Raw genomic sequence first — 17,506 nt, forward strand, 5'->3', positions numbered from 1 at the left:
GCCGGAGACGTGGCCGAGCGGCTGAAGGCACTCGTTTGCTAAATGAGCATACCCAGAAATGGGTATCGAGGGTTCGAATCCCTCCGTCTCCGCCACCTATGCATCGCCGCGAAAAGCGCAGCGATTACAACGGCCCGGCGGCATCTACGATCCACGAAGTACCGCAAAAGTACCACAGATTCCTGGGCACCGCGTACCACGGCCGCCGCGCGAATCCACAGGATCGGGCACCCTGTCCTTGCCGGCGCCGGTTGAAAGCCTGGACGCAAACGTATCGCAGGTTAGACCGTAAGGCGCTTAGCGCCTCACATGCGATACGTTTCGGGCGGTGGTGGTGCCCCGGGAACGAGTTGAACGTCCCTCTCCGCGTTTTCAGCGCGGCGCTATCACCGAGTCAGCTGCCGGCGCTCGGGGCGAGTGTCCCACCGGCGCGGCGATTCGGACAGGGCGGTGGGGTCGATCCCAAATGGAACTCACCGTGGACAGTCCCATGTCGGCTCTAACCCGCTACCTCCTCCTCATCCTGTTGGTGCTGGCACCGGGATCGGCGCTCGCCGAGGAAGGATGCCCGGCGGGTCAGCTCAAGGGCTTGAACGAGACCTGCACCAAGCTGTCCGAGCGCACCAAGCTGCCACTGGATGAGACGAAGCCGATGCGGTTCGAGGCCGTGCAGGTCAGCATGATGATGATCCATGTCCAAGCGACAGGGACGATCACAGAGGACACGCCGGCCGAGTTTGAGCGGTTCCTCAAGAGCGACGAAGCCAGCTACTCCAAGGATCTCCACCTCCATTCGCTAGGGGGGAACCTTATGGCGGGCCTGCGGCTCGGTGAGATGATCCGCAAGGCTGGCATGAACACGATGGTCGGGCGATCCATTCCGCTGGAGGGCATCACGAACATCTTCTCGTATGATAGCGCGACCTGCGCCTCTGCCTGCGCATACGCGTTCCTGGGAGGGGTCACGCGCGATTACGGCGATCGCGACTTTTTCGGCCTCCACCGCTTCGGGGTGGACGGGAAGGCCATCTCGGGTGACGACGCTCAGGTCATCAGCAGCATCATCTCCGCGTACATCCAGCGAATGGGGATCGACCAAGCCGTACTGCGGGCGGCCGCGTCAGCCCCCTTCGAGAACGGGGTCTACCGGCTGCCGGTCGCCCTGGCCAAACGCATGCGGGTCATCAGCGGGCAGAGCGGCGAGACCACGTTTAACGTCGAAGACGTGGACGGCCGGACCGTCATCCGGTTCGAATTCAACAAGCGAGAGCGGCGCTATGCCGGTTCGCTCATGTGCGACGAAGGATCGAAGTTCCTTACCATAATGGACGTGGACGATGTCATTCCGCAGTCTTTGCGGCAGGCCAGCAATTTTCCCGCGAGGTTCATCGACGGCGCAGGGCGGACCCTCAACGGTCTAGTCAGCTACTTCAAGAACCCGAAGCTTGGATTTTTGATCTTCTCGATCCCGGACCTGACCAAGCAGTCCTTCGCCGGCGAAGGCCTGAAGCTCGATGACATAGCCAACCCGGCGATAGACCGTAGGGCAAAAGGGAAGGTAGGCGCGACGCCAGAGATGATCGCCCTGATGAACTGGGTAGGCGACGTTCAGCAGTTCTCCTTCCAAATCTCCGCTGCGAACTCTGTTAATACCGTTCCTCTCGTTCTCAGGGATTGCAAGCGGCCGAAGTGAGGTAGGGGCTCTTTCGGCGCATGTTGCCTAGGAACCTTTTTAAGGCAATTCCGGACTTTGCCTTAAAAACGTTTCAGAGCCCGTCGAGCGCGTCGAGATCCTCGGCCGGCACCGGGGCCGGATCCCGCGGGGGCGCTTTCATCGGGTGCCGCTGGTTGTAGTCCTCGACCGCCTTCAGCCAGGCCTTCTGGTCAGCGAGGTGCATCCCGCGGTGGGCCTCGACGAACGTGCCCCGGGAGTCGGAGACGAGCTCGGCCAAGCCCTTGAGGCGACCGAACTCGTCGGGGAACCGGGTGAACCAGACGTCCGGGATCGCGGCCCCCTTCTCGCATAGGCGGCCGACGTGGGAGGCGATGAGGTGCGCGACCCGCTCGGCGTGCCGGATCCGGGCTGCCTCGCGCCGCCCGGCGCCCCGGGCGCTCTTCTCGCGGATGCCCTCGGCGTCGAGCCGGCGGTACTGGCCGTTGCCCATGCGCTCGAAAAGGGGATCCCGGCGGGCCATCCTGAAGGCCTGGGCCTCGGGCGTGCCCTCCTCGACCAGGATCGCCAGGCGCAGGCCCCACCCCACCAGGTTTCCGATGGCATCGTGGAGGAACGCCCCCCGCCAGTCGCGGCCGTGGCCGAAGAACCCCGCATCCCGGGCCCGCACCTCTTCGTGGGCGGGCACGAGCTCGTCGATCGCCAGGACCTCCCGGTCGCCCCACATGGCCGTCAGGCGGGCCTGGAACCCGGCGAGCAGCCGGTAGTCGCGGGCCTCCCCGTACGTCGGGGACCGGATGGCGGTCACCAGGGCGGACTCGGGCGTGGCGTCCTTCAGGTGCCGGTAGTCCGGACGCTCGCGGCGGTTCCAGTGCGGCATGGTCCACTCCCTCAGTTGTAGGCCGACCACACGGCCGGGACCCCCGTATTCATGCGTGCTTGTCTGGGCGGCGGAACGGACTCAGAATCCGGGGCATGCCAGACGATTGGACAGACGATTTGCGATCCGCCGCCAAGCGCCTGGACGCGCTCCGGGGGCGGTCCTCGACTGTCGAGCGCGCCTCCCCGCGCGATGCGGTCATCGTGCGCCGCCCCGGCGTTATGGGAGGCGCCGCCTGCTTCCGGGGCACCCGCGTCAACGTCGAGACCCTGTTCGTGAACCTGGTCGCGGACGACCTGGACACCATCGTGGACGAGAGCTTCCCCACGCTGGACCGGGACGACTGCATCGCCGCCCTGGAGCGGGGGGCCGTCCTCGTCGCTGAGGCTGGACTGCTGACGCGCGAGGAGGCGCAGCTGCTGTTCGGCCTGCTGGGGAGTAAGTGGCACGTCTCCCTGGACGGATTCCTCGACGAGTACCCGGAGGTCAGCCGGGACCGCTGCGTCGCGGCGCTGCGATACGCCGGGGCCGCCCTCGCCGCCGAGGCGGAGTTCGAGCAACAGGCGGACCGCCTCGACGCGGCCGCCGCGCTCGCCGTGCGGATCCTCAGACGGACCGGCCAGGGCGGCGATTTCGCGATAGCGCTCTGCTCCGAGGCTGAGACGGAGGCGGACGTATATCGCTGGCTCGCTGGCTACCTCCTCGGCGGAGATGCCCTGGCCCGGGCCGCCCGCGGGGAAGAGCCCTGAATGCCTAACCGCGAGCACACGCTGATCCGCCTCCTGCGCGAGCGGGGGCACCACCTCACCGACCCGAATCTGTGGGCCCGCGCCAGGGCGGAGGCCCTCGCCACGGAGACCGGCATGCCCGACGACGAGTACCCCCCCGAGTCGATCCGCGTCCTCGCCGGCCTGGAGCCCCGAAAGCCGGGCGTCCTGATCGGCATCGAGGACTGCTACCCCTTCGAGGACGGCCCCGGCAGCGGCACCCGCGTCGAGCTCAGCGTGAGCGTGCTCGTCGGGACGGAGCGGTCCACGGTCATCGTAGCCGACCCGCTGACCGGGCGCGCTCTGGTCCGCGAGCTCGTCCATCACGGCCGGGGGGCCGACGTCGCCGCGGCCGCCGTCGAGGCCGCGATCCGGGCCAGCCTGCCGAGCGACCCAGGCGGCGTGCCCGGGGGATCCAGTGAAGCGCTTGGCGAGCCGCGCGAGTAGGGCGGCCGAGGGGGCGGGGCGGGTCACTGCACGATCTCCCAGCTGTCGCTCTCGACCCAGGCCTGCCCGAGCGTCGGGTCGTCGATGATGTCTCCGGCGCGGTGCCAGGCGTCCGACCCCGGCACGATCTCGATGAGGCTGCCGGCGACGATCTGGTAGAGCGTCCCCGTGCAGCACTCCGGGCACCGCGTGGTCGCGCCATTCCGCATGGCCTTCATCGCTTCGAGGATCGTCATCCCTGCCTCCTCATCGCCCGGGCCGCCCGCCTGCAGAGATCCCGGCACTCGGGGTTGCCCTCGATCCGATCGAGGCAGCCCCGCTCGCAGCGCGCGTAGGCGGCCAACATGCGGGCGAACGCCGGCTCGACGGGCTCGCCCGGCAGGTAGCGGGAGACAGCCTCGCGGATCGCGGCCGGCGCCGTGGCGGCTGGGCGGCTCATGTCTTGGGCGCCCGGACCCGGAACGTGCCGACCACGCCCTCGGACCGATCGATCACGCCGGCGTTCGCCTGATAGACGGCGATCGCCTCGTCCTGCGTGACCCCGCCGGGCCGGGTCAGCACAACGTCGGGACGGTCGTCGCGGTAGACGATCGCGGCCTCCCACAGCCACTTCGGATCCGGGTGCAGCAGCTCGAAGCGATCCAGCCGCTCCTTGGCGACCCGGTGCGCCTCGAAGGCCGCCTTCATCGCCTCGGCCGACTCGGGCGTTGGCGCCCGCGTGGCGACGTCGACAGTCGCGTACTTGCGGGCGTACTGGATCTCCGAGAACGCTTGGTCGAGCAGCGCCTGCAGGCCCCGGCGCGCCAGGGCGACCAGGTCGAACTCAGTGGGCTCGATGGTCATCGCTCGCGCCTCTCGAATCCGGCGTCCTTCAGCCCCTGGAGCATCCGCCCCGGGATGGCGTCGAGATCGACGGTCTCCGACGCCCAGGCGATGGCGGACTGGACGGCGTCGACGTCGGGCATCCCCCGCAGCTTGGCGACCCGCTCCGCGTCGGCAGCGGCCGCCAGCTCGTCGGCAAGCATCCCGTCGAAGAAATCCCGCTCGGCCTGGGACAGAGCGGCGACCTTGTGCGCTAGCTCAGCGACCTGCTCGATTTTCATGGGGCTTGCCTCGAATGGTCGGCCATGACCGGAGCGCCCCGGTCATGGCCTTCAATGCGGCGGTCGCTGCCGGACGACACTGCGGGGACCGTCAAAACCCTCACCGGCATCCCCCGGTGCTGATGCCCCTCCCACACGGCTAGAGAAGGAGTGACGTGCCCCTCTGACCGTCCGGGACCTGAGTGATCCCGGCTCGTCGCCGCGGGCCGCACACAGGTTCCCACTCCCCGCGGATTCGCACAGAGGCAGAACGGCCACAGAACATGCTGTTCCGACACGCCCGGACGCTGGCCTGCTCGCCAAGCCCGCCAGGGCGGTCCATGTTCGGGTCGTGCACAACCCCTCGCCCGTCGAGGATTAACCTGGCTGCCCCCCTCTTGCTCGGGGCGACCCTGAGACCCGTTCCTCTCTCCGGAGGGGATGACACCCGGATTATCCCGGCCCATGCGGGAAACGTCCGGCCTCGCATCGTCGCGAGGATTACACGCCCTCCACCGCGTATGCGGCGGCAAGGCCTACACCAGTCCCGCCGAACAGGCGGCTATACCAAGGGAAGCCTCGGGAAACCGGGTCCTCCTTTGTATTGGGACGCCTGTTACTTTTGGGTGACGAACCCCGGGTCTGATCACCCAAAAGTAACAGCCACCCATCGCCCAGGGATTTCTCAACCAAGACTACAGCCGCCCGTTGCGGGCGGATTCCTCCTCGGGCAGAATCCTCCCCATGAGCACGCTCCTGAAACCGAAACGCGCCCCCTCCGCCGCCTGAGCTTTCCGCTCGGCGACCGCGCGTCCCCGTTTCAGTGAGCATCCCCCATGTCCGAGTCCCATCCCCGCGCGCGAGAAGCCGTGCGCAAGCACCGCGAGCTGTTCGAGAAGGGGCGCTGGCCGTCCGAGGGAACGATCCCCTCGACGCTGGAGGTCCTGTCCGGGGCCGAAATGGTCGGCGGCGACGTCTACGCCGACGCCCGAGCCGTCCTCGGGCCGCTCAACGAGGACGACAGCCCCCACAAGATGCCGCCGAAGGTCGCGCTGGGGATCCAGGGCGTGCTGGGCAAGCCTACGACCGGGGCGATCCGGTGGCTCCAGGACGAGATCGGCGCCGTGATGTCCATGTGGGACAGCGACAAGAGCGGCCCCAGAGTGCTGTCGGAGACGATGCGCCTGCTGGAGGACCTGCACGACCGGTGCGCGATCTGGCTCGCGGCGATCGGCAGCGCGGAGGCGAACCGCCGCTGCGCGATGCTGTGCGTCGAGCATTTCGGCCACAGACCCATCAGCGGCTACGTCGACGTCATCACATGGGGGCTCGCCCGGTCCGCGATCGACTACCTGGCCACCGCCGCGGCGCTCGACCGGTTCGACGAGGACGACGTGGACACGGGCGTCTACCTTCCCGAATCCCGCCACGTGCAGATCGAGTCGAGCGGCCCTCTCGTCCGTGGATTCGTCCACGTCCTCGGCCTCGTCCAGGACGTGCTCGACGAGCCCCCGGCCCCGCCGGAAGCTCCGGTCGACGACCTGTCGGTGCTCGCGCAGCTGGTCCAGGAGGACCGCGCCGAGGTCGCCCGGAACGCCGAGCCCGAGCCCAAGGCGCCCGAGGATGGGCAGACGTACGCGGGCGATGGGGACGCGCGCAACCCTCGGAAGGTGATCCTGGTCGGCGATGTCAGCCATGTCCAGAAGGTCGGCAAGAACGAGAACGATCCCATCAAGCAAGCCGTGTCGATCATTAACCGGGAGCTCATCTTGGCCATGCCGCCGGAGGACCTGGCGGCTGCCAGGGCCGAGCTCGTGGCGGACTGTCCCCACGGGCACGCAATCATCGACCGGCTGCTCCGGCCCCTGGCTGGCCAGGATGCCGTCAAGAATCCGCCCGTGCTCCTCGTCGGGGAGCCCGGGTCCGGGAAGACGCGCCTCGCCCGCCGCTACGGCCAGGTCCTGCGCCTCGATCCGTCGCTCTACTCGATGGGCGGATCCATGGACGCCATGACCGTCTCGGGGGTGGCGCGGGGCTGGTCGAGCGGAGGGTTCAGCGCCCCCGTGCGCGAGCTGATCCGGACCGGGATCGCGAACCCTCTCATTGTAATGGACGAAGTCGACAAGATGGCTACGTCTCGACAGAACGGCAACGCGGCCGATGCCCTGATCAATCAAATCGGCGTAGAGACCGCCGCCCGATACAAGGACATCTACCTACAGGCTGACGTGAATATCTCACACATCCAATGGATCCTCACGGCGAATACGTTAGATACTGTCCCGCGCCCGCTTCTCGATCGCTGCCTCATCCTGCGGATGCCAGACCCGGAGCCTGAGCACCTGCGCCCGCTGGCGGCCTCGATCCTCACGGATGTCCGCCTCGACCGCGGCCTCGACGAGCAATGGGTGCCGCCGTTCGAGTGGTGGGAATGGGAGGCCCTCGAAGCGAACTGGGCCAATGGCGGCAGCCTGCGCGCCCTGCGCCGCCTCGTCGAGGCCGTCCTCGATGCCCGCGAAGCCGGCCCCCGGCAGTGACCCCCTCAGCGATGGAGACCGTCATGAACACCGCGATCCACGCCGAGGCGATGGGATACCTTACGCAGGCCCTGGGCGAAGGCGCCGCCGGAATCACCGTCGCCGCGATCGACACGACCGGGGCCGGCCCCCGCGTCCGGTGGGACATCCCCCGGCTGTCGCGGCCCCGCACTGGCCACGCAGGGGCCCCGGACAGGGCCCATGTCGCCGAGCTCGTCAGCCGCATGATGGCCCTGCGCTGGCAGGGCAGCCAGCAGCCGCGCGAGGTCCCGGCCGAGAGCTACCTTCAGCTGCACGCGGACTACCCCGCGGTGTTCACCGAGACCCTGGAAACGGGCTCGGGATGGCACTGGCTGCTCGCCGCCGCGGCAGAGTCGATCTTGGAGGGCGGCGTTCCGGAAGGCCACCGGACATGCCAGGTCAAGGAGAAGTTCGGGACCCTGCGCTGGTACGTCCGGGGTAGCACGCCCCAGAGCATGCTGGAGACGATCGCGACCGCGGAATGGGTGTCCGGGGCGGTCTGCGAGGTCTGCGGCGCGCCTGGGTCCATCCGGACCGGTGGGTGGATCCGGACGCTGTGCGATGCCCACGCCGATCGCAAGCGGCGTTGAGGCCTACCGCAACCTGACCCGTCGGCTCTGGAGCATCCGCGTCGCCGGCCGAGTCGTCGGGCACGCCCAGTCCGTCGCCCTGGTCGGCGTGACGCTCCGGGCCTCCGAGGCGGCCCGCCTGCGCTGCCTGCGGACCGGCGCCCGGGACGTCCACGCGGTGGCTCGGGGCCTCCCCCTCGTCGGCGTTCCCCGGCCGGGCGGCGCCGTCCGCTTCTGCTACCGCCTCAGCCAGCCGGGATTCCGGCTCGCAGATGGCACCCCCATCAGCAGCGCGGCCGCCGTCTGGCTCGAACCGGACGGCACCGCCTGGTGCCTAGCCCCTCAAGTGGAGTGACTATCATGCGTATCCTCGCCCTCGCCGCCGCCATCGCCTCCTCTGGCCCGCTCCCCGCACCCGGAATGTTCTGCCCGGTCGGAGGGGAGGGCTACGGGCCGATCTTCGTCGGCCCTGGCCCGCGCGACATCGGCATCGACGGCATGGATTGCCACGACGCGCGGCTCGTCCAGGGCAAGCTCAGGGCGACCTGCTTCACGAACTCCGTGACCGACCACGGGGGGGCGTACCCGCTCGACCTGGAGGTCCTTTCGAACGGCGACATGGCGCGCTTCGGCGTCCTGTTCCGGCGCGTTCCCCGGCCCGGCATGTGCCCCGCGGGCTGACGTGCGCCCGTGTGCGTACGGTGTGCGCCACCTGTGCGCCCTGCGCATACCCTAGGCTATACTTCCCGGATTACTGCTATCTGGACGCGCTTTAGCACCCGGTTATAGCATCCGGCATATTTCAGGATTTGCGTTACACGGGGTCAGGCGGGCTTCACGACCGGCATCGAGGACGCGTCATAATAATCCATGATCGCTAGAACGCCGTGACCGCCGCACCGGTTATCGATCAACGTCCTACCGTCCGGACTCATAACCAGTAGCTGACGGTGGCGGCGAGGCAGACGGCGGCGAGATAGTTGGTCGCCAAACGGTCGTAGCGGGTGGCGATGCGGCGGAAGTCCTTGAGGCGGCCGAACATGCGCTCGATGGCGTTGCGCCCGCGATAGAGCACGGGGGAGAAGCACGGCTTCCAGCGGCGGTTGATCTTGGGCGGGATGTTGGGTGCGGCCCCAGCCGCCTCGATCTGCCGCCGAATGGCGTCGCTGTCGTAGCCCTTGTCCGCCAGCACGATGCGGCAGGCGGGCAAGCGTTCGAGCAGCAGCGCGCCTGCCTTGCAGTCGGCGGCCTGTCCACCGGTCAGCAGGAACGCGAGCGGACGGCAGAAGCGGTCGGTGAGGGCGTGGATCTTGGTCGTGCGCCCGCCCCGCGAGCGACCGATGGCTTGGCTCTGCTCCCCCCTTGCCCCCTGCGGCGCAGCGGTGGGCCTTCACGGCGGTGGAGTCGATCAGCACCTGAGAGGGCGGCCCGCCAGCTCGGGCCAGCGTCTCGAACAGCTCGACCCAGACCCCCTTGGCCGCCCAGCGCACGAAGCGATTGTAGAGGGTCTTCTTCGGCCCGTAGAGATCGCGTGGCGCGTCCGTCCAGCGCCCTCCAGATTTCAGCACGTGGACGATGCCGCTGATCACGCGCCTGTCGTCCACGCGCTCCTTGCCCCGTGTGTCGTTTGGAAGAAGCGGTGCGATCTTCGCGAACTGCTCGTCCGTCAGCCAGAAATGGTCCATCGGCCCCTCCCGCCGGAGCCGTGAATCACACCCGAGCCGTCCGCGCCACCGTTATGGGTCCGGACGCTAGATTACTCAGCTTCGCGGCGAATCGTCAGGAACGCGATGGCCAAAATGAGGCGCGAGACCTTCGTCTGATCGTCGAGTTCCTAGCCGGTGCGCAAGCGCATGGCACAGCGCTTCAAAGCCGAGACGTAGGAGTAAACCGCTTAACCAGCCCTCAGTTGGCAGGTTTAGACAAAGTAGATCTTCTCCTTTGCGCCAGGAGCGGACGCCAGGTGCCTACCCGACAGCGGGCGTGAGCAGGCAAGCGGTACAGGCACGAGGTCAGAAGAGCGTGCCGGCGAGCCGACATCGGCGCTCGACGCGGTCTTCGCTCACGCTATGACGGTCTAGTTATACCCGCTCGCGAGTGAAATTACTCACTCGGTGCGCTAAGGCCGTTGCAACCAGGCCGAGTGCGGATCGAGGGATTGATGCCGGTAGTCTTCGTCCACGTCTCCGACATCCACTTTGGACAGGAGCGCGACCACATCGTCCACATCCACGACGACGTGAAGAGGGAGCTCGTCGCCGACGCGGCGGCGGTCGTGACGGCCCTGCCGTCACGGTCCGCACACGGCATCCTCGTCACGGGCGACATCGCATACGCCGGCAAGGCAGAGGAATATGCCCAGGCAGGCAAGTGGCTCGATAGCCTTGCCGGAGCGATTGGTTGCCCGAGCCATCGAGTCCGGATGATCCCGGGGAACCACGACGTCGACCGCGACAAGCTCTCCAGAGGCGGGCGTCAGCTCCTGGACTTCATCAGAGCGGGAGGCGCGGCGGAATACGAGGAGGTCATGTCTAACGCGAACGACCGCGCAACGCTTTTCGCCCGCTTCGAGAACTACAGCCGGTTTAGCATCGGATACGATTGCGGACTCGACGAGGAGGCGAAGTACGCGACGGACCTTCGCTTCGAGGTGGGGCCGGACCGCTGGATCAGGATCGTGCGGCTGAACTCGTCGCTTCTCTGCCATGGCAAGGAGCGCGACGACCCCCCGGAGCTGGTTATCGGCCAACGCCAGTTCTCGATCCCGCGGAACGACGGCGAGGAGAATGTGGTCCTCGCGCACCATCCGCTGCATTGGTACAAGGACGCCGAGGACTTCCGGCGCTACGTGCGCAGCCGCGCGCGCGTCTTCATCACCGGTCACGAACACGACCCGAAGGTGGGCATCGACAGCGTTGAGGACGGCTGCGACGTCATGATGCTCGCGTCCGGTGCCGCGGTCCCCTTCCGGTCGGACGAGACCTACACTCACACCTACAACGTCATCGAGTTCGATTGGGACGAGGGCACGGACAGCCTAGTCGTCACGATGCATCCCCGTGCCTGGAGCCCCGAACGGACGTGTTTCGAGGCCGACAACAAGCGGCTCGGGGGCAGCGACCCGCGCTTCACGCTAGGCTCTCCGAACTTCAGGAAGCAAGGCCCGGTCCCGGCGGCTCCCGCGCAACCCGACGGCGACGGCGTCGAGGGCGAGCCGGTTGTCGAGCTGGTACCCACCAAACAGGCGGAGACCGGCTCGGGGGAGACAGTGCCGATGCCGCCGGACGCCGAAGGCTACGAACTCGCCCTGTTGCGGTTCTTCCGCGATCTCTACGAGAGCGAGCGGCTACGCATACTCGTCGACCTCGAAGCCCTGCCGAGGGAATCGGACGAGCGGATGACCCAGGGCCTGGAACGCAGGCTGTTCGACTGGCTCGTCCGCCAGGGCAAGCTTCCCGAAACGGTCGCGATGATCGACAGGCTCATAGGTGAACGAGAGAAGAAGGACGCGTGATGGACAACCTTCCGGTGCACATGAGGATCTCGACGCTCACGCCGTCGAACGAGGACGTCGACGCACGTCGGGCAACCATCGGCGAGCTGTCCGCTGCCTGGATCAAGGTCAACGACTCGGGCGCAATCCTGGCCAAGGCCGGGATGGTTGCGGACGCGCTGGGTGGGGACGGCAGGCCACACCAGGATCTCGGCACAGAGGTGCAGGGGACGCTACAAAAGCACGCTTCCGCGTACCTGTACGAGGAGAAGCCGCTCGACGTAGGCATCTGCGCGGGCATGGCGGTCCTTTCGATCCTTCGCGGCACCCCGGGCATTCACGGCTGGACCACCGCTGACGTCTTCTCGAACGCCCTTTGGGCGGCCCTTTCGTTCCAGCCGCAGCTCGCGGAAGAGAAGCGTGAGAAGCTGCGCCGCGAGGTACTCACTGAGGCGCGGGAACGCAGCCAGGCGTCCGCCGAGAAAGCTCGGGAACGCATTAACGTCCCTGACTTAGGCGAACTCAACGTGACAATCGCGGAAGGCGCCAAGCCCACCACGAACTTCAAGAAGGCGGCCGCCGCGACGATCGAGGCTCTCCGGCGCAACGCCGCGCTCGACCGAGAGGAGATCGACTTCCTCTGGTGGGTGCAATTGAACCGAAGCCGGCTCCTCAATCGCGCGGCGAGCGCGATGGACGAACCCTTGCGCCTCGTCGCGCTGGCGATCGAGGCAGCGGTGCATCTCCGCCGGCTGCCGGCTGACCTGCACTACGAGCTGGTGCTCCGCTCCGTCGACAAGGACCCGGAGCTCGACCTCAAGGACTTGACGAAGATCATTGGCGATGACCGGACCAAGCTCGTCGCGTCGTTTGACGCCGGCCCTGCCGCTCACCATCCTTCAGTGTTCCCGCTGCTCAACGCCCTCGCCACCGGGCAAACCGAGGTAGCGGGGGCGGAGCGGAAGCGGAAGGCGTCTGAGTGGGCGGCGCAGGCCCTGCTTGAGGCCGGCCTTTGTCACATGTGCCGTGGGCTCGTTAAGCTGTGAGCGATGCGTGCACTTTCGAGGGCTGCACGGTCGGGGAGACCGGTGCCTGCGCGCTGGAGAAGGATCCGGCGACCTGTGAGCATCGCCTCGGCCGACGTCCAGCACCTGGAGCCGTCGAAGCGGGCGTAGCCACCGACCCGTCCGCATCGGAAAGCCTGTCGAACATCGGGGCTCCCGTGCTCGAACGGCCGGAGGGGACGGCGTCGTTCCCGTCGAGCCGGACGCTCGGGCCGGACGCGGTGTCCGCGATCATGGGCTCGCGCTATGTGACGGTGGTCGGGATTCTGGGCGACCCGGAATCGGGCAAGACCGCGTGCCTGGTAAGCCTGTACCTCCTCGTCGCGAACGCCCAGCTCGCCGGTTGGAGTTTTACCGACAGCAAGAGCCTCATGGCCTTTGAAGAGATCGCACGGGGAGCGCGCGACTGGGACGAGGGCAACCCGCCCGAGCAGATGACCGTCCATACCGAGATGGCGGACGATAGGCGGCCCGGTTTCCTCCACCTGCGACTGGTCCGCGATTCCGACGGCCGGCGTGTCGATCTCGCGTTGCCGGACCTCCCGGGCGAATGGACGACGGACCTCGTCGCCACCTCCCGCACCGACCGCTTCGAGTTCATGAAGGCAGCGGAGGCGATCTGGGTAGTGCTGGACGGACGCGCCCTGGAGAACAAGGAGCGTCGACAGGGGATCATCTCGCGGGTCGGCCAACTCGCGGGTCGGCTCGGTGCGCTGTTCGACGGACCGATACCGAGACTGGTGCTCGTCGTCACGCATCGCGACGCCGGCGAACCATCCCCCTCGGTGATCACCCGACTGGAGGCGGAGCTCGCGAAGCGCCACATGACGGCGACGATCGTGCCGGTCGCTCCGTTCTCCGAAGACGACGAAAGGGCGAGGCCGGGCTTCGGGCTGGATCGGCTGATTGCGGCCACCACGGCCAGCGACCTGCCGCCTGTCGACGTCTGGCCGACCTCCGAGCCGGTCGTGGGCGTGCGCTCCTACATCGGGTACAGGGGGCGGCGATGAGCAACTCGATCGTCCTGCTCGGGGGGCCCGACTCCGGGAAGACCAACTACGTCGGGCGCGTCTGGCCGGCCCTGGACGCCGGAGGCGGACGCCTCCACGCCGCCCGACAGCCCGAGGACATCCGCTTCGTCCTTGACGTCACCGACCACCTGAACTCCGGCAGCTTCGCGCCGCGCTCGGAACACGCGGACGACCGGCGCGACTTCGAGGTCGCCGTCGCGACCGTGAAGGGCGGAGAGGAGACGAACATCGTCATCCCGGACATCTCGGGGGAGCTCTGGCTCAGTGCTGCCGCACAGGGCGAGGTGTCGGCCGAGCTCATGGAGGAGATGCGGTCGGCCAGCGGTGCCCTGCTGTTCGTCCGGGTGCAGTCGGAGTTGGCCGTCCGCCCGCTGGATTGGGTCACGTCGAAGAGGATGCTCGGCAAGCTCGGCAACGACGACGACCGCGGACTGCCCACCCAGGTCATGCTGTGCGAGCTGGTGCGCTTCCTTGAGGCGACGCTCGCCCCGCGTCATGGCGGGCAGCGCCCGCGCGTCTCGGTCGTGGTGAGCGCGTGGGACTTGGTGGACCCCGAGACATTCAAGCTTGGGCCGAAGGCATGGCTCGGGCGCGAGTACCCCCTGTTCGCGGGACGGCTCGACGACATTGAGGGCCTAGACATCCGAGTCTTCGGCCTCAGCGTGGTGGGCGGCGACCTCAAGGCGGACGAGTCCTGCCGCGACGACGTCCAGGAGAACGGCCTCGACGGCCGTGGGTGGGTGGCGGCCGAGGACGACGGAGGGACCTGGCGTCGGGATCTCGACCTGACGTGGCCCATCGCGTGGGCCGTCGGCGTCTGATCGTGTCAGCCGTCGAGCGCCAAGTCCATGGGTATCAGCAGGGGCACCAGCTCCTCGCGACGTCCATGCCCCTTCCGAAGGCGGAACAGTCGGTGGTCAACCAACTGTCCGACGTCGCGGGACCCTTGCGGCCGCGGGAGCGGTTCGATCCATACCTGACGGCGTATCCGCTGCCGGGGGGCAAGCGCTTCGTGCTTGCGCGGACCTGGCAGGACCTGACGGTCGCGCGGGCGGGATGTGTCCGAACCTTGAGCCTCGTAATTCCTATGGACGAATGGGTCCGGGCCGAAGGTCTGTCCGCCTATTTCGACCAGTTGCGGCTGGACAGGCTTCCCGACGCCCGGGACGCCACACAAGTCGTCGTTTGGGACACGGAAATTAAGCCGCTGCCGCCGGCGCCGCCGTTCAACGGCAGCGAGCTCTTGGAAGCGCTGTTCCTGGAGGACGCACGGCCCGTCGTCATGCTGGACGCGCTGGAACCCGAGCTCGTCGCGACGCGCCTGCTCACTGCGCTCTGGCCCTCCCTGAGGCGACGGTTCGCCGTGTCGACATTCGCGCGGTCCCCGCGCAAGGTTGGAGGCCGCGACTTCGACCTCGTCTTCGCCCCGAAGGACGCACGGTCGAGGTTCGCCGACTGGAACGGGCGCCGGGTGGATGGCCGCTTAGTGCAGGACGGCCGGCACCGTTGGACGGGCGCGATCGTAGCCCGGGTCTTCGACCAGCCCCACCCGCGCCTCCTGACCATCCCCGAGAGCGGGTTGGTGGGCGGGAACGACGCCGGCCAGGACGACGCGGCGGCCCTGCGGATCGCGTTGCTGTGGGACGAACTGGTCACCAAGATCCATTACACGCCGACGGCCGCCCTCGGCCTGCTGGACATCGTCAATTCCGGCAAGGTCCGCGACTCCCTCGCGATTAAGGCTATCGAACCGTCGCTGGTGGAGGCAACGAACCGCGCGTCCACGACCTTCGCGGACGACGACGCTTGGGGCTTTCTGGGCGCCATCTCCCGGAAATTGCAGGGACGGTCCATGCCGGCGGGGCGTGCGGCCGTCGCGGACGCGGTCGAGAGGCTCGCCGAACGCGCGCCGGAGGGGGCGGTCTCGCTCCTGTCGCAGGACGACCCCCGCAAAGTCCTCACCGAGCTCGTGCCCCGCATCGCCGCAGGTCTGGGCAGCAACTTTACGGACCGTGCGGAGCGCGCCTTGCGCGAGGCCGCCCCGGCCGTGCTGGGGAGGCTCTTGGCTCAAGGTGATGCGCTGGCCGGACACGTCGCAGACGACCGCCCTCTCGTCGAGCGGCTCGGCCAAATCCTCCCTGCGCTGGACGACGAGACCCTAGATGCCGTCGGTCCGAGCCTTCTCCCGCGGTTGATCGATGATTGGCATCTTCCGGCTGCCGAACCATTGATCCGACGCCTCGATGTTTCTCGGCTCGCCTCAGAGTTGCGCCACCTCGGACAAGCGAACGACTTCGCGGGGGCGCAACTTTCCGGCCTCGTCCTGGACAGGGCGCTGTCCGCAGGCACCAAAGAGGATGTTCAATCGACGCTGGTGACGCTGCCACAGACGCCACGGCGCGACGAGATGATCGCCCGGACGCTTGTTCCCGGCGCTGAGGACGCACGCTGGCTTTACGAGCTCGACGCCAAGCTTCTGGATCGGGAATCGGCGACGGCGATGCTGCTCGACCTCCTTGGTCGCGCGGACGACTGGCAGTTCGCCGCCATGCTTCGAGACAAGCGCGTCGGCGCGCATGCCCTCAGCGTCATGGAGAGCAAGGCACCGAAGCTACTGCTTCGCGCCATGTCCGGCGACGCGCTGACGGTGAAGACGTTCGCCAGGGTCCTGCCGCGCGTGCTGAAGGACCTTCGGGGCGAGGCCAGGCTCAAGCTAGCGGGGCATGCCCTGCATCGTTTCCTAAGGGATCGCTTCGACGGCGACGAGATCGATCTCATCGCGTCGTTGCTCAGCGCCGTGGGAGACGGCCTGGACGGCGCATGGTTCGCGCGAATGGGCCTGGGCAGGGACCTGGACGGCGTGACCGCGAGCCGCAACATGGTCGCCCTGGGGAGAGCGACGCAGCCGGCCCGCCTCCGGGCGGCCTGGGCCATGGAAGACATCGCCCGGACGCTGGTCCAACGCCCGAGCCTCGACCTTGACGCTGCCGCGGTGGAAGCCTGTGCCGCACTCATGCTCGACGCAGAAAAGGTCGCGCCCAGGGCGCTCCTTTCGGCCTCGGGACATCTCTTGCCGGTCCTGCTCAGGTCCCGTGATCGACCGATCTCCCCGATGATCGTCGCGGCATTTCCATCGGTCCACCGCGAGCTCGCGAGGTACGACGACGTCCCTGACCTCTTCAAGTTTATCCCGTTCTTCGATTGGGACCGATGCAAGGCGGCCCGTCACGAACTGGTGGACGCATTCATGTCGTCCTCCTGGCCCCCCTCTGACCTTGCATTAACTGCGTGTCGCACGGGAGAGGTATCAAAAATCCTACGGCGGATCGGCCAACAGAAAAACGGGAAGAAATATCTCAAACGACTCACGCATGAAACCGCAAAACTTACTGATGACTGCAAATTTATGATCAGTAGTGAACTAGCAGAAATTGATTATCATGTTAAATCTGAAAGCGAATAGAATATTATCTGGAAGCCGCTACGCTTAGTTAATCACAGATAATTTTACTTTTGTTTATTATTGCAAGTATAGATCGGTCTAAACCGTTATTTTTAAGGCGAAGTGCCAGGAATTGCACATGCCGTGATTCAGATTAGATTAGAGTCGCAGCTTCGCTATCCGATCAATTTGCCCGCCGCACAGCAGCGCTCCGACGTCGGGACGTTGTGTCACGTCGTCTGGGTCATCTGTAAACCAACACGCCTAACAGCGGACCCTGCCAACGACCGCTAAGGGTCAACTGCGGTGATGGACCGTCGCCCGGAAGCGGCCGTTCTGCAATGCGCCCGTTGCTGCCGTGCGCAGCTGGCTCTTCCCATCTGCAAAGCGGACATGACCTCGCTGACTTCGCGCCGACGGGCACCTCAGAGATACAGGCCGTCCGTCGCGCCTTACAGCCCAGTCGAGAGCGCGTGAGAGCGGTGGCCAAGCGCTACGGCG

At 67.1% G+C, this 17,506-nt stretch carries 18 protein-coding genes and 2 tRNA genes; 13 read left to right on the forward strand and 7 right to left on the reverse strand.

Going from position 1 to position 17,506, the window contains the following annotated elements; genetic code table 11:
* The first annotated feature begins 3 nt into the window (after positions 1 to 3).
* Positions 4 to 95, forward strand: a tRNA-Ser gene (locus J3A75_RS26735).
* A 237-nt stretch (positions 96 to 332) separates the two neighbouring features.
* Here J3A75_RS26735 and J3A75_RS26740 read toward each other — a convergent pair.
* A tRNA-Phe gene (locus J3A75_RS26740) sits at positions 333 to 408 on the reverse strand.
* Between the two features lie 58 nt (positions 409 to 466).
* Between J3A75_RS26740 and J3A75_RS26745 the strand changes: the two genes are divergently transcribed.
* The gene (locus J3A75_RS26745; protein WP_043074364.1) at positions 467 to 1,693 is read left to right on the forward strand and encodes a hypothetical protein; all 1,227 of its coding nucleotides are present in this window, start codon (positions 467 to 469) and stop codon (positions 1,691 to 1,693) included.
* A gap of 73 nt (positions 1,694 to 1,766) precedes the next feature.
* Here J3A75_RS26745 and J3A75_RS26750 read toward each other — a convergent pair whose 3' ends face one another.
* The gene (locus J3A75_RS26750; RefSeq protein ID WP_059409621.1) at positions 1,767 to 2,552 is read right to left on the reverse strand and encodes a hypothetical protein; all 786 of its coding nucleotides are present in this window, start codon (positions 2,550 to 2,552) and stop codon (positions 1,767 to 1,769) included.
* 95 nt (positions 2,553 to 2,647) lie between these two features.
* Between J3A75_RS26750 and J3A75_RS26755 the strand changes: the two genes are divergently transcribed.
* Entirely contained in the window at positions 2,648 to 3,301 is a 654-nt protein-coding gene (locus J3A75_RS26755) for a DUF433 domain-containing protein (protein ID WP_043074366.1), read from the forward strand.
* A complete protein-coding gene (locus tag J3A75_RS26760) occupies positions 3,302 to 3,766 on the forward strand; it encodes a hypothetical protein (RefSeq protein WP_043074367.1) in 465 nt (154 codons plus the stop codon). It abuts the gene before it with no gap.
* Between the two features lie 23 nt (positions 3,767 to 3,789).
* Here J3A75_RS26760 and J3A75_RS26765 read toward each other — a convergent pair whose 3' ends face one another.
* From J3A75_RS26765 to J3A75_RS26780, 4 genes are read right to left on the reverse strand one after another with little or no spacing between them, the layout of a single operon-like run.
* Positions 3,790 to 4,002, reverse strand: coding sequence for a hypothetical protein (locus J3A75_RS26765; protein WP_043074368.1), 213 nt, complete (start codon positions 4,000 to 4,002; stop codon positions 3,790 to 3,792).
* Positions 3,999 to 4,205 (reverse strand): hypothetical protein, encoded by a 207-nt coding sequence (locus J3A75_RS26770; RefSeq protein ID WP_043074369.1) that lies wholly within the window; start codon positions 4,203 to 4,205, stop codon positions 3,999 to 4,001. The genes J3A75_RS26765 and J3A75_RS26770 overlap by 4 nt, the downstream gene beginning before the upstream one ends.
* Complete coding sequence (locus J3A75_RS26775) at positions 4,202 to 4,609, reverse strand: hypothetical protein (protein WP_043074370.1); 408 nt, start codon at positions 4,607 to 4,609, stop codon at positions 4,202 to 4,204. Before J3A75_RS26775 ends, J3A75_RS26770 begins: the two co-directional genes overlap by 4 nt.
* Positions 4,606 to 4,869: a hypothetical protein gene (locus J3A75_RS26780; protein ID WP_043074371.1), complete on the reverse strand. Its 264-nt coding sequence runs from the start codon at positions 4,867 to 4,869 to the stop codon at positions 4,606 to 4,608. Before J3A75_RS26780 ends, J3A75_RS26775 begins: the two co-directional genes overlap by 4 nt.
* Before the next feature lie 815 nt (positions 4,870 to 5,684).
* Between J3A75_RS26780 and J3A75_RS26785 the strand changes: the two genes are divergently transcribed.
* From J3A75_RS26785 to J3A75_RS26800, 4 genes are read left to right on the forward strand one after another with little or no spacing between them, the layout of a single operon-like run.
* Positions 5,685 to 7,385, forward strand: a complete 1,701-nt coding sequence (locus J3A75_RS26785; protein ID WP_059409620.1) for an AAA family ATPase — start codon at positions 5,685 to 5,687, stop codon at positions 7,383 to 7,385.
* Positions 7,386 to 7,408: 23 nt separating this feature from the next.
* Entirely contained in the window at positions 7,409 to 7,996 is a 588-nt protein-coding gene (locus J3A75_RS26790; protein ID WP_245337776.1) for a hypothetical protein, read from the forward strand.
* Entirely contained in the window at positions 7,968 to 8,330 is a 363-nt protein-coding gene (locus J3A75_RS26795) for a hypothetical protein (RefSeq protein ID WP_059409618.1), read from the forward strand. The genes J3A75_RS26790 and J3A75_RS26795 overlap by 29 nt, the downstream gene beginning before the upstream one ends.
* Before the next feature lie 5 nt (positions 8,331 to 8,335).
* Complete coding sequence (locus J3A75_RS26800) at positions 8,336 to 8,656, forward strand: hypothetical protein (RefSeq protein WP_143739239.1); 321 nt, start codon at positions 8,336 to 8,338, stop codon at positions 8,654 to 8,656.
* Between the two features lie 250 nt (positions 8,657 to 8,906).
* Here the strand turns inward: J3A75_RS26800 and J3A75_RS26805 are convergent.
* A protein-coding gene (locus J3A75_RS26805; RefSeq protein WP_209650825.1) for an IS5 family transposase occupies positions 8,907 to 9,660 on the reverse strand; the annotation gives its coding sequence in 2 pieces (ribosomal slippage) (positions 8,907 to 9,330 and positions 9,329 to 9,660; 756 coding nt in all).
* Positions 9,661 to 10,136: 476 nt separating this feature from the next.
* Here J3A75_RS26805 and J3A75_RS26810 point away from each other — a divergent pair.
* Genes J3A75_RS26810 through J3A75_RS26830 form a run of 5 tightly spaced genes read left to right on the forward strand, consistent with a single transcriptional unit; the run spans position 10,137 to position 17,026 of the window.
* A complete protein-coding gene (locus J3A75_RS26810) occupies positions 10,137 to 11,489 on the forward strand; it encodes a metallophosphoesterase (RefSeq protein ID WP_043074374.1) in 1,353 nt (450 codons plus the stop codon).
* Positions 11,489 to 12,514 (forward strand): GTPase-associated system all-helical protein GASH, encoded by a 1,026-nt coding sequence (locus J3A75_RS26815; RefSeq protein ID WP_043074375.1) that lies wholly within the window; start codon positions 11,489 to 11,491, stop codon positions 12,512 to 12,514. Before J3A75_RS26810 ends, J3A75_RS26815 begins: the two co-directional genes overlap by 1 nt.
* On the forward strand, positions 12,511 to 13,542 hold the full coding sequence (locus J3A75_RS26820; RefSeq protein WP_043074376.1) for a TRAFAC clade GTPase domain-containing protein: 1,032 nt from the start codon (positions 12,511 to 12,513) through the stop codon (positions 13,540 to 13,542). Before J3A75_RS26815 ends, J3A75_RS26820 begins: the two co-directional genes overlap by 4 nt.
* Positions 13,539 to 14,384: a hypothetical protein gene (locus J3A75_RS26825; RefSeq protein WP_043074377.1), complete on the forward strand. Its 846-nt coding sequence runs from the start codon at positions 13,539 to 13,541 to the stop codon at positions 14,382 to 14,384. The genes J3A75_RS26820 and J3A75_RS26825 overlap by 4 nt, the downstream gene beginning before the upstream one ends.
* Positions 14,354 to 17,026 (forward strand): hypothetical protein, encoded by a 2,673-nt coding sequence (locus J3A75_RS26830; protein WP_052516912.1) that lies wholly within the window; start codon positions 14,354 to 14,356, stop codon positions 17,024 to 17,026. Before J3A75_RS26825 ends, J3A75_RS26830 begins: the two co-directional genes overlap by 31 nt.
* The last annotated feature ends 480 nt before the right edge of the window (positions 17,027 to 17,506 follow it).

The sequence above is a fragment of the Methylobacterium sp. PvP105 genome (genome assembly GCF_017876975.1).
GTDB lineage: Bacteria > Pseudomonadota > Alphaproteobacteria > Rhizobiales > Beijerinckiaceae > Methylobacterium > Methylobacterium radiotolerans.

Excerpts from the sequence above, each read along its gene's own strand:
- J3A75_RS26750 (WP_059409621.1), bottom strand. The coding sequence starts at position 2,552 with ATGCCGCACTGGAACCGCCGCGAGCGTCCGGACTACCGGCACCTGAAG.
- J3A75_RS26765 (WP_043074368.1), bottom strand. The coding sequence starts at position 4,002 with ATGACGATCCTCGAAGCGATGAAGGCCATGCGGAATGGCGCGACCACG.
- J3A75_RS26760 (WP_043074367.1), top strand. The coding sequence starts at position 3,302 with ATGCCTAACCGCGAGCACACGCTGATCCGCCTCCTGCGCGAGCGGGGG.
- J3A75_RS26775 (WP_043074370.1), bottom strand. The coding sequence starts at position 4,609 with ATGACCATCGAGCCCACTGAGTTCGACCTGGTCGCCCTGGCGCGCCGG.
- J3A75_RS26810 (WP_043074374.1), top strand. The coding sequence starts at position 10,137 with ATGCCGGTAGTCTTCGTCCACGTCTCCGACATCCACTTTGGACAGGAG.
- J3A75_RS26825 (WP_043074377.1), top strand. The coding sequence starts at position 13,539 with ATGAGCAACTCGATCGTCCTGCTCGGGGGGCCCGACTCCGGGAAGACC.
- J3A75_RS26755 (WP_043074366.1), top strand. The coding sequence starts at position 2,648 with ATGCCAGACGATTGGACAGACGATTTGCGATCCGCCGCCAAGCGCCTG.
- J3A75_RS26780 (WP_043074371.1), bottom strand. The coding sequence starts at position 4,869 with ATGAAAATCGAGCAGGTCGCTGAGCTAGCGCACAAGGTCGCCGCTCTG.
- J3A75_RS26795 (WP_059409618.1), top strand. The coding sequence starts at position 7,968 with ATGCCCACGCCGATCGCAAGCGGCGTTGAGGCCTACCGCAACCTGACC.
- J3A75_RS26800 (WP_143739239.1), top strand. The coding sequence starts at position 8,336 with ATGCGTATCCTCGCCCTCGCCGCCGCCATCGCCTCCTCTGGCCCGCTC.
- J3A75_RS26745 (WP_043074364.1), top strand. The coding sequence starts at position 467 with ATGGAACTCACCGTGGACAGTCCCATGTCGGCTCTAACCCGCTACCTC.
- J3A75_RS26790 (WP_245337776.1), top strand. The coding sequence starts at position 7,409 with ATGAACACCGCGATCCACGCCGAGGCGATGGGATACCTTACGCAGGCC.
- J3A75_RS26815 (WP_043074375.1), top strand. The coding sequence starts at position 11,489 with ATGGACAACCTTCCGGTGCACATGAGGATCTCGACGCTCACGCCGTCG.
- J3A75_RS26770 (WP_043074369.1), bottom strand. The coding sequence starts at position 4,205 with ATGAGCCGCCCAGCCGCCACGGCGCCGGCCGCGATCCGCGAGGCTGTC.
- J3A75_RS26785 (WP_059409620.1), top strand. The coding sequence starts at position 5,685 with ATGTCCGAGTCCCATCCCCGCGCGCGAGAAGCCGTGCGCAAGCACCGC.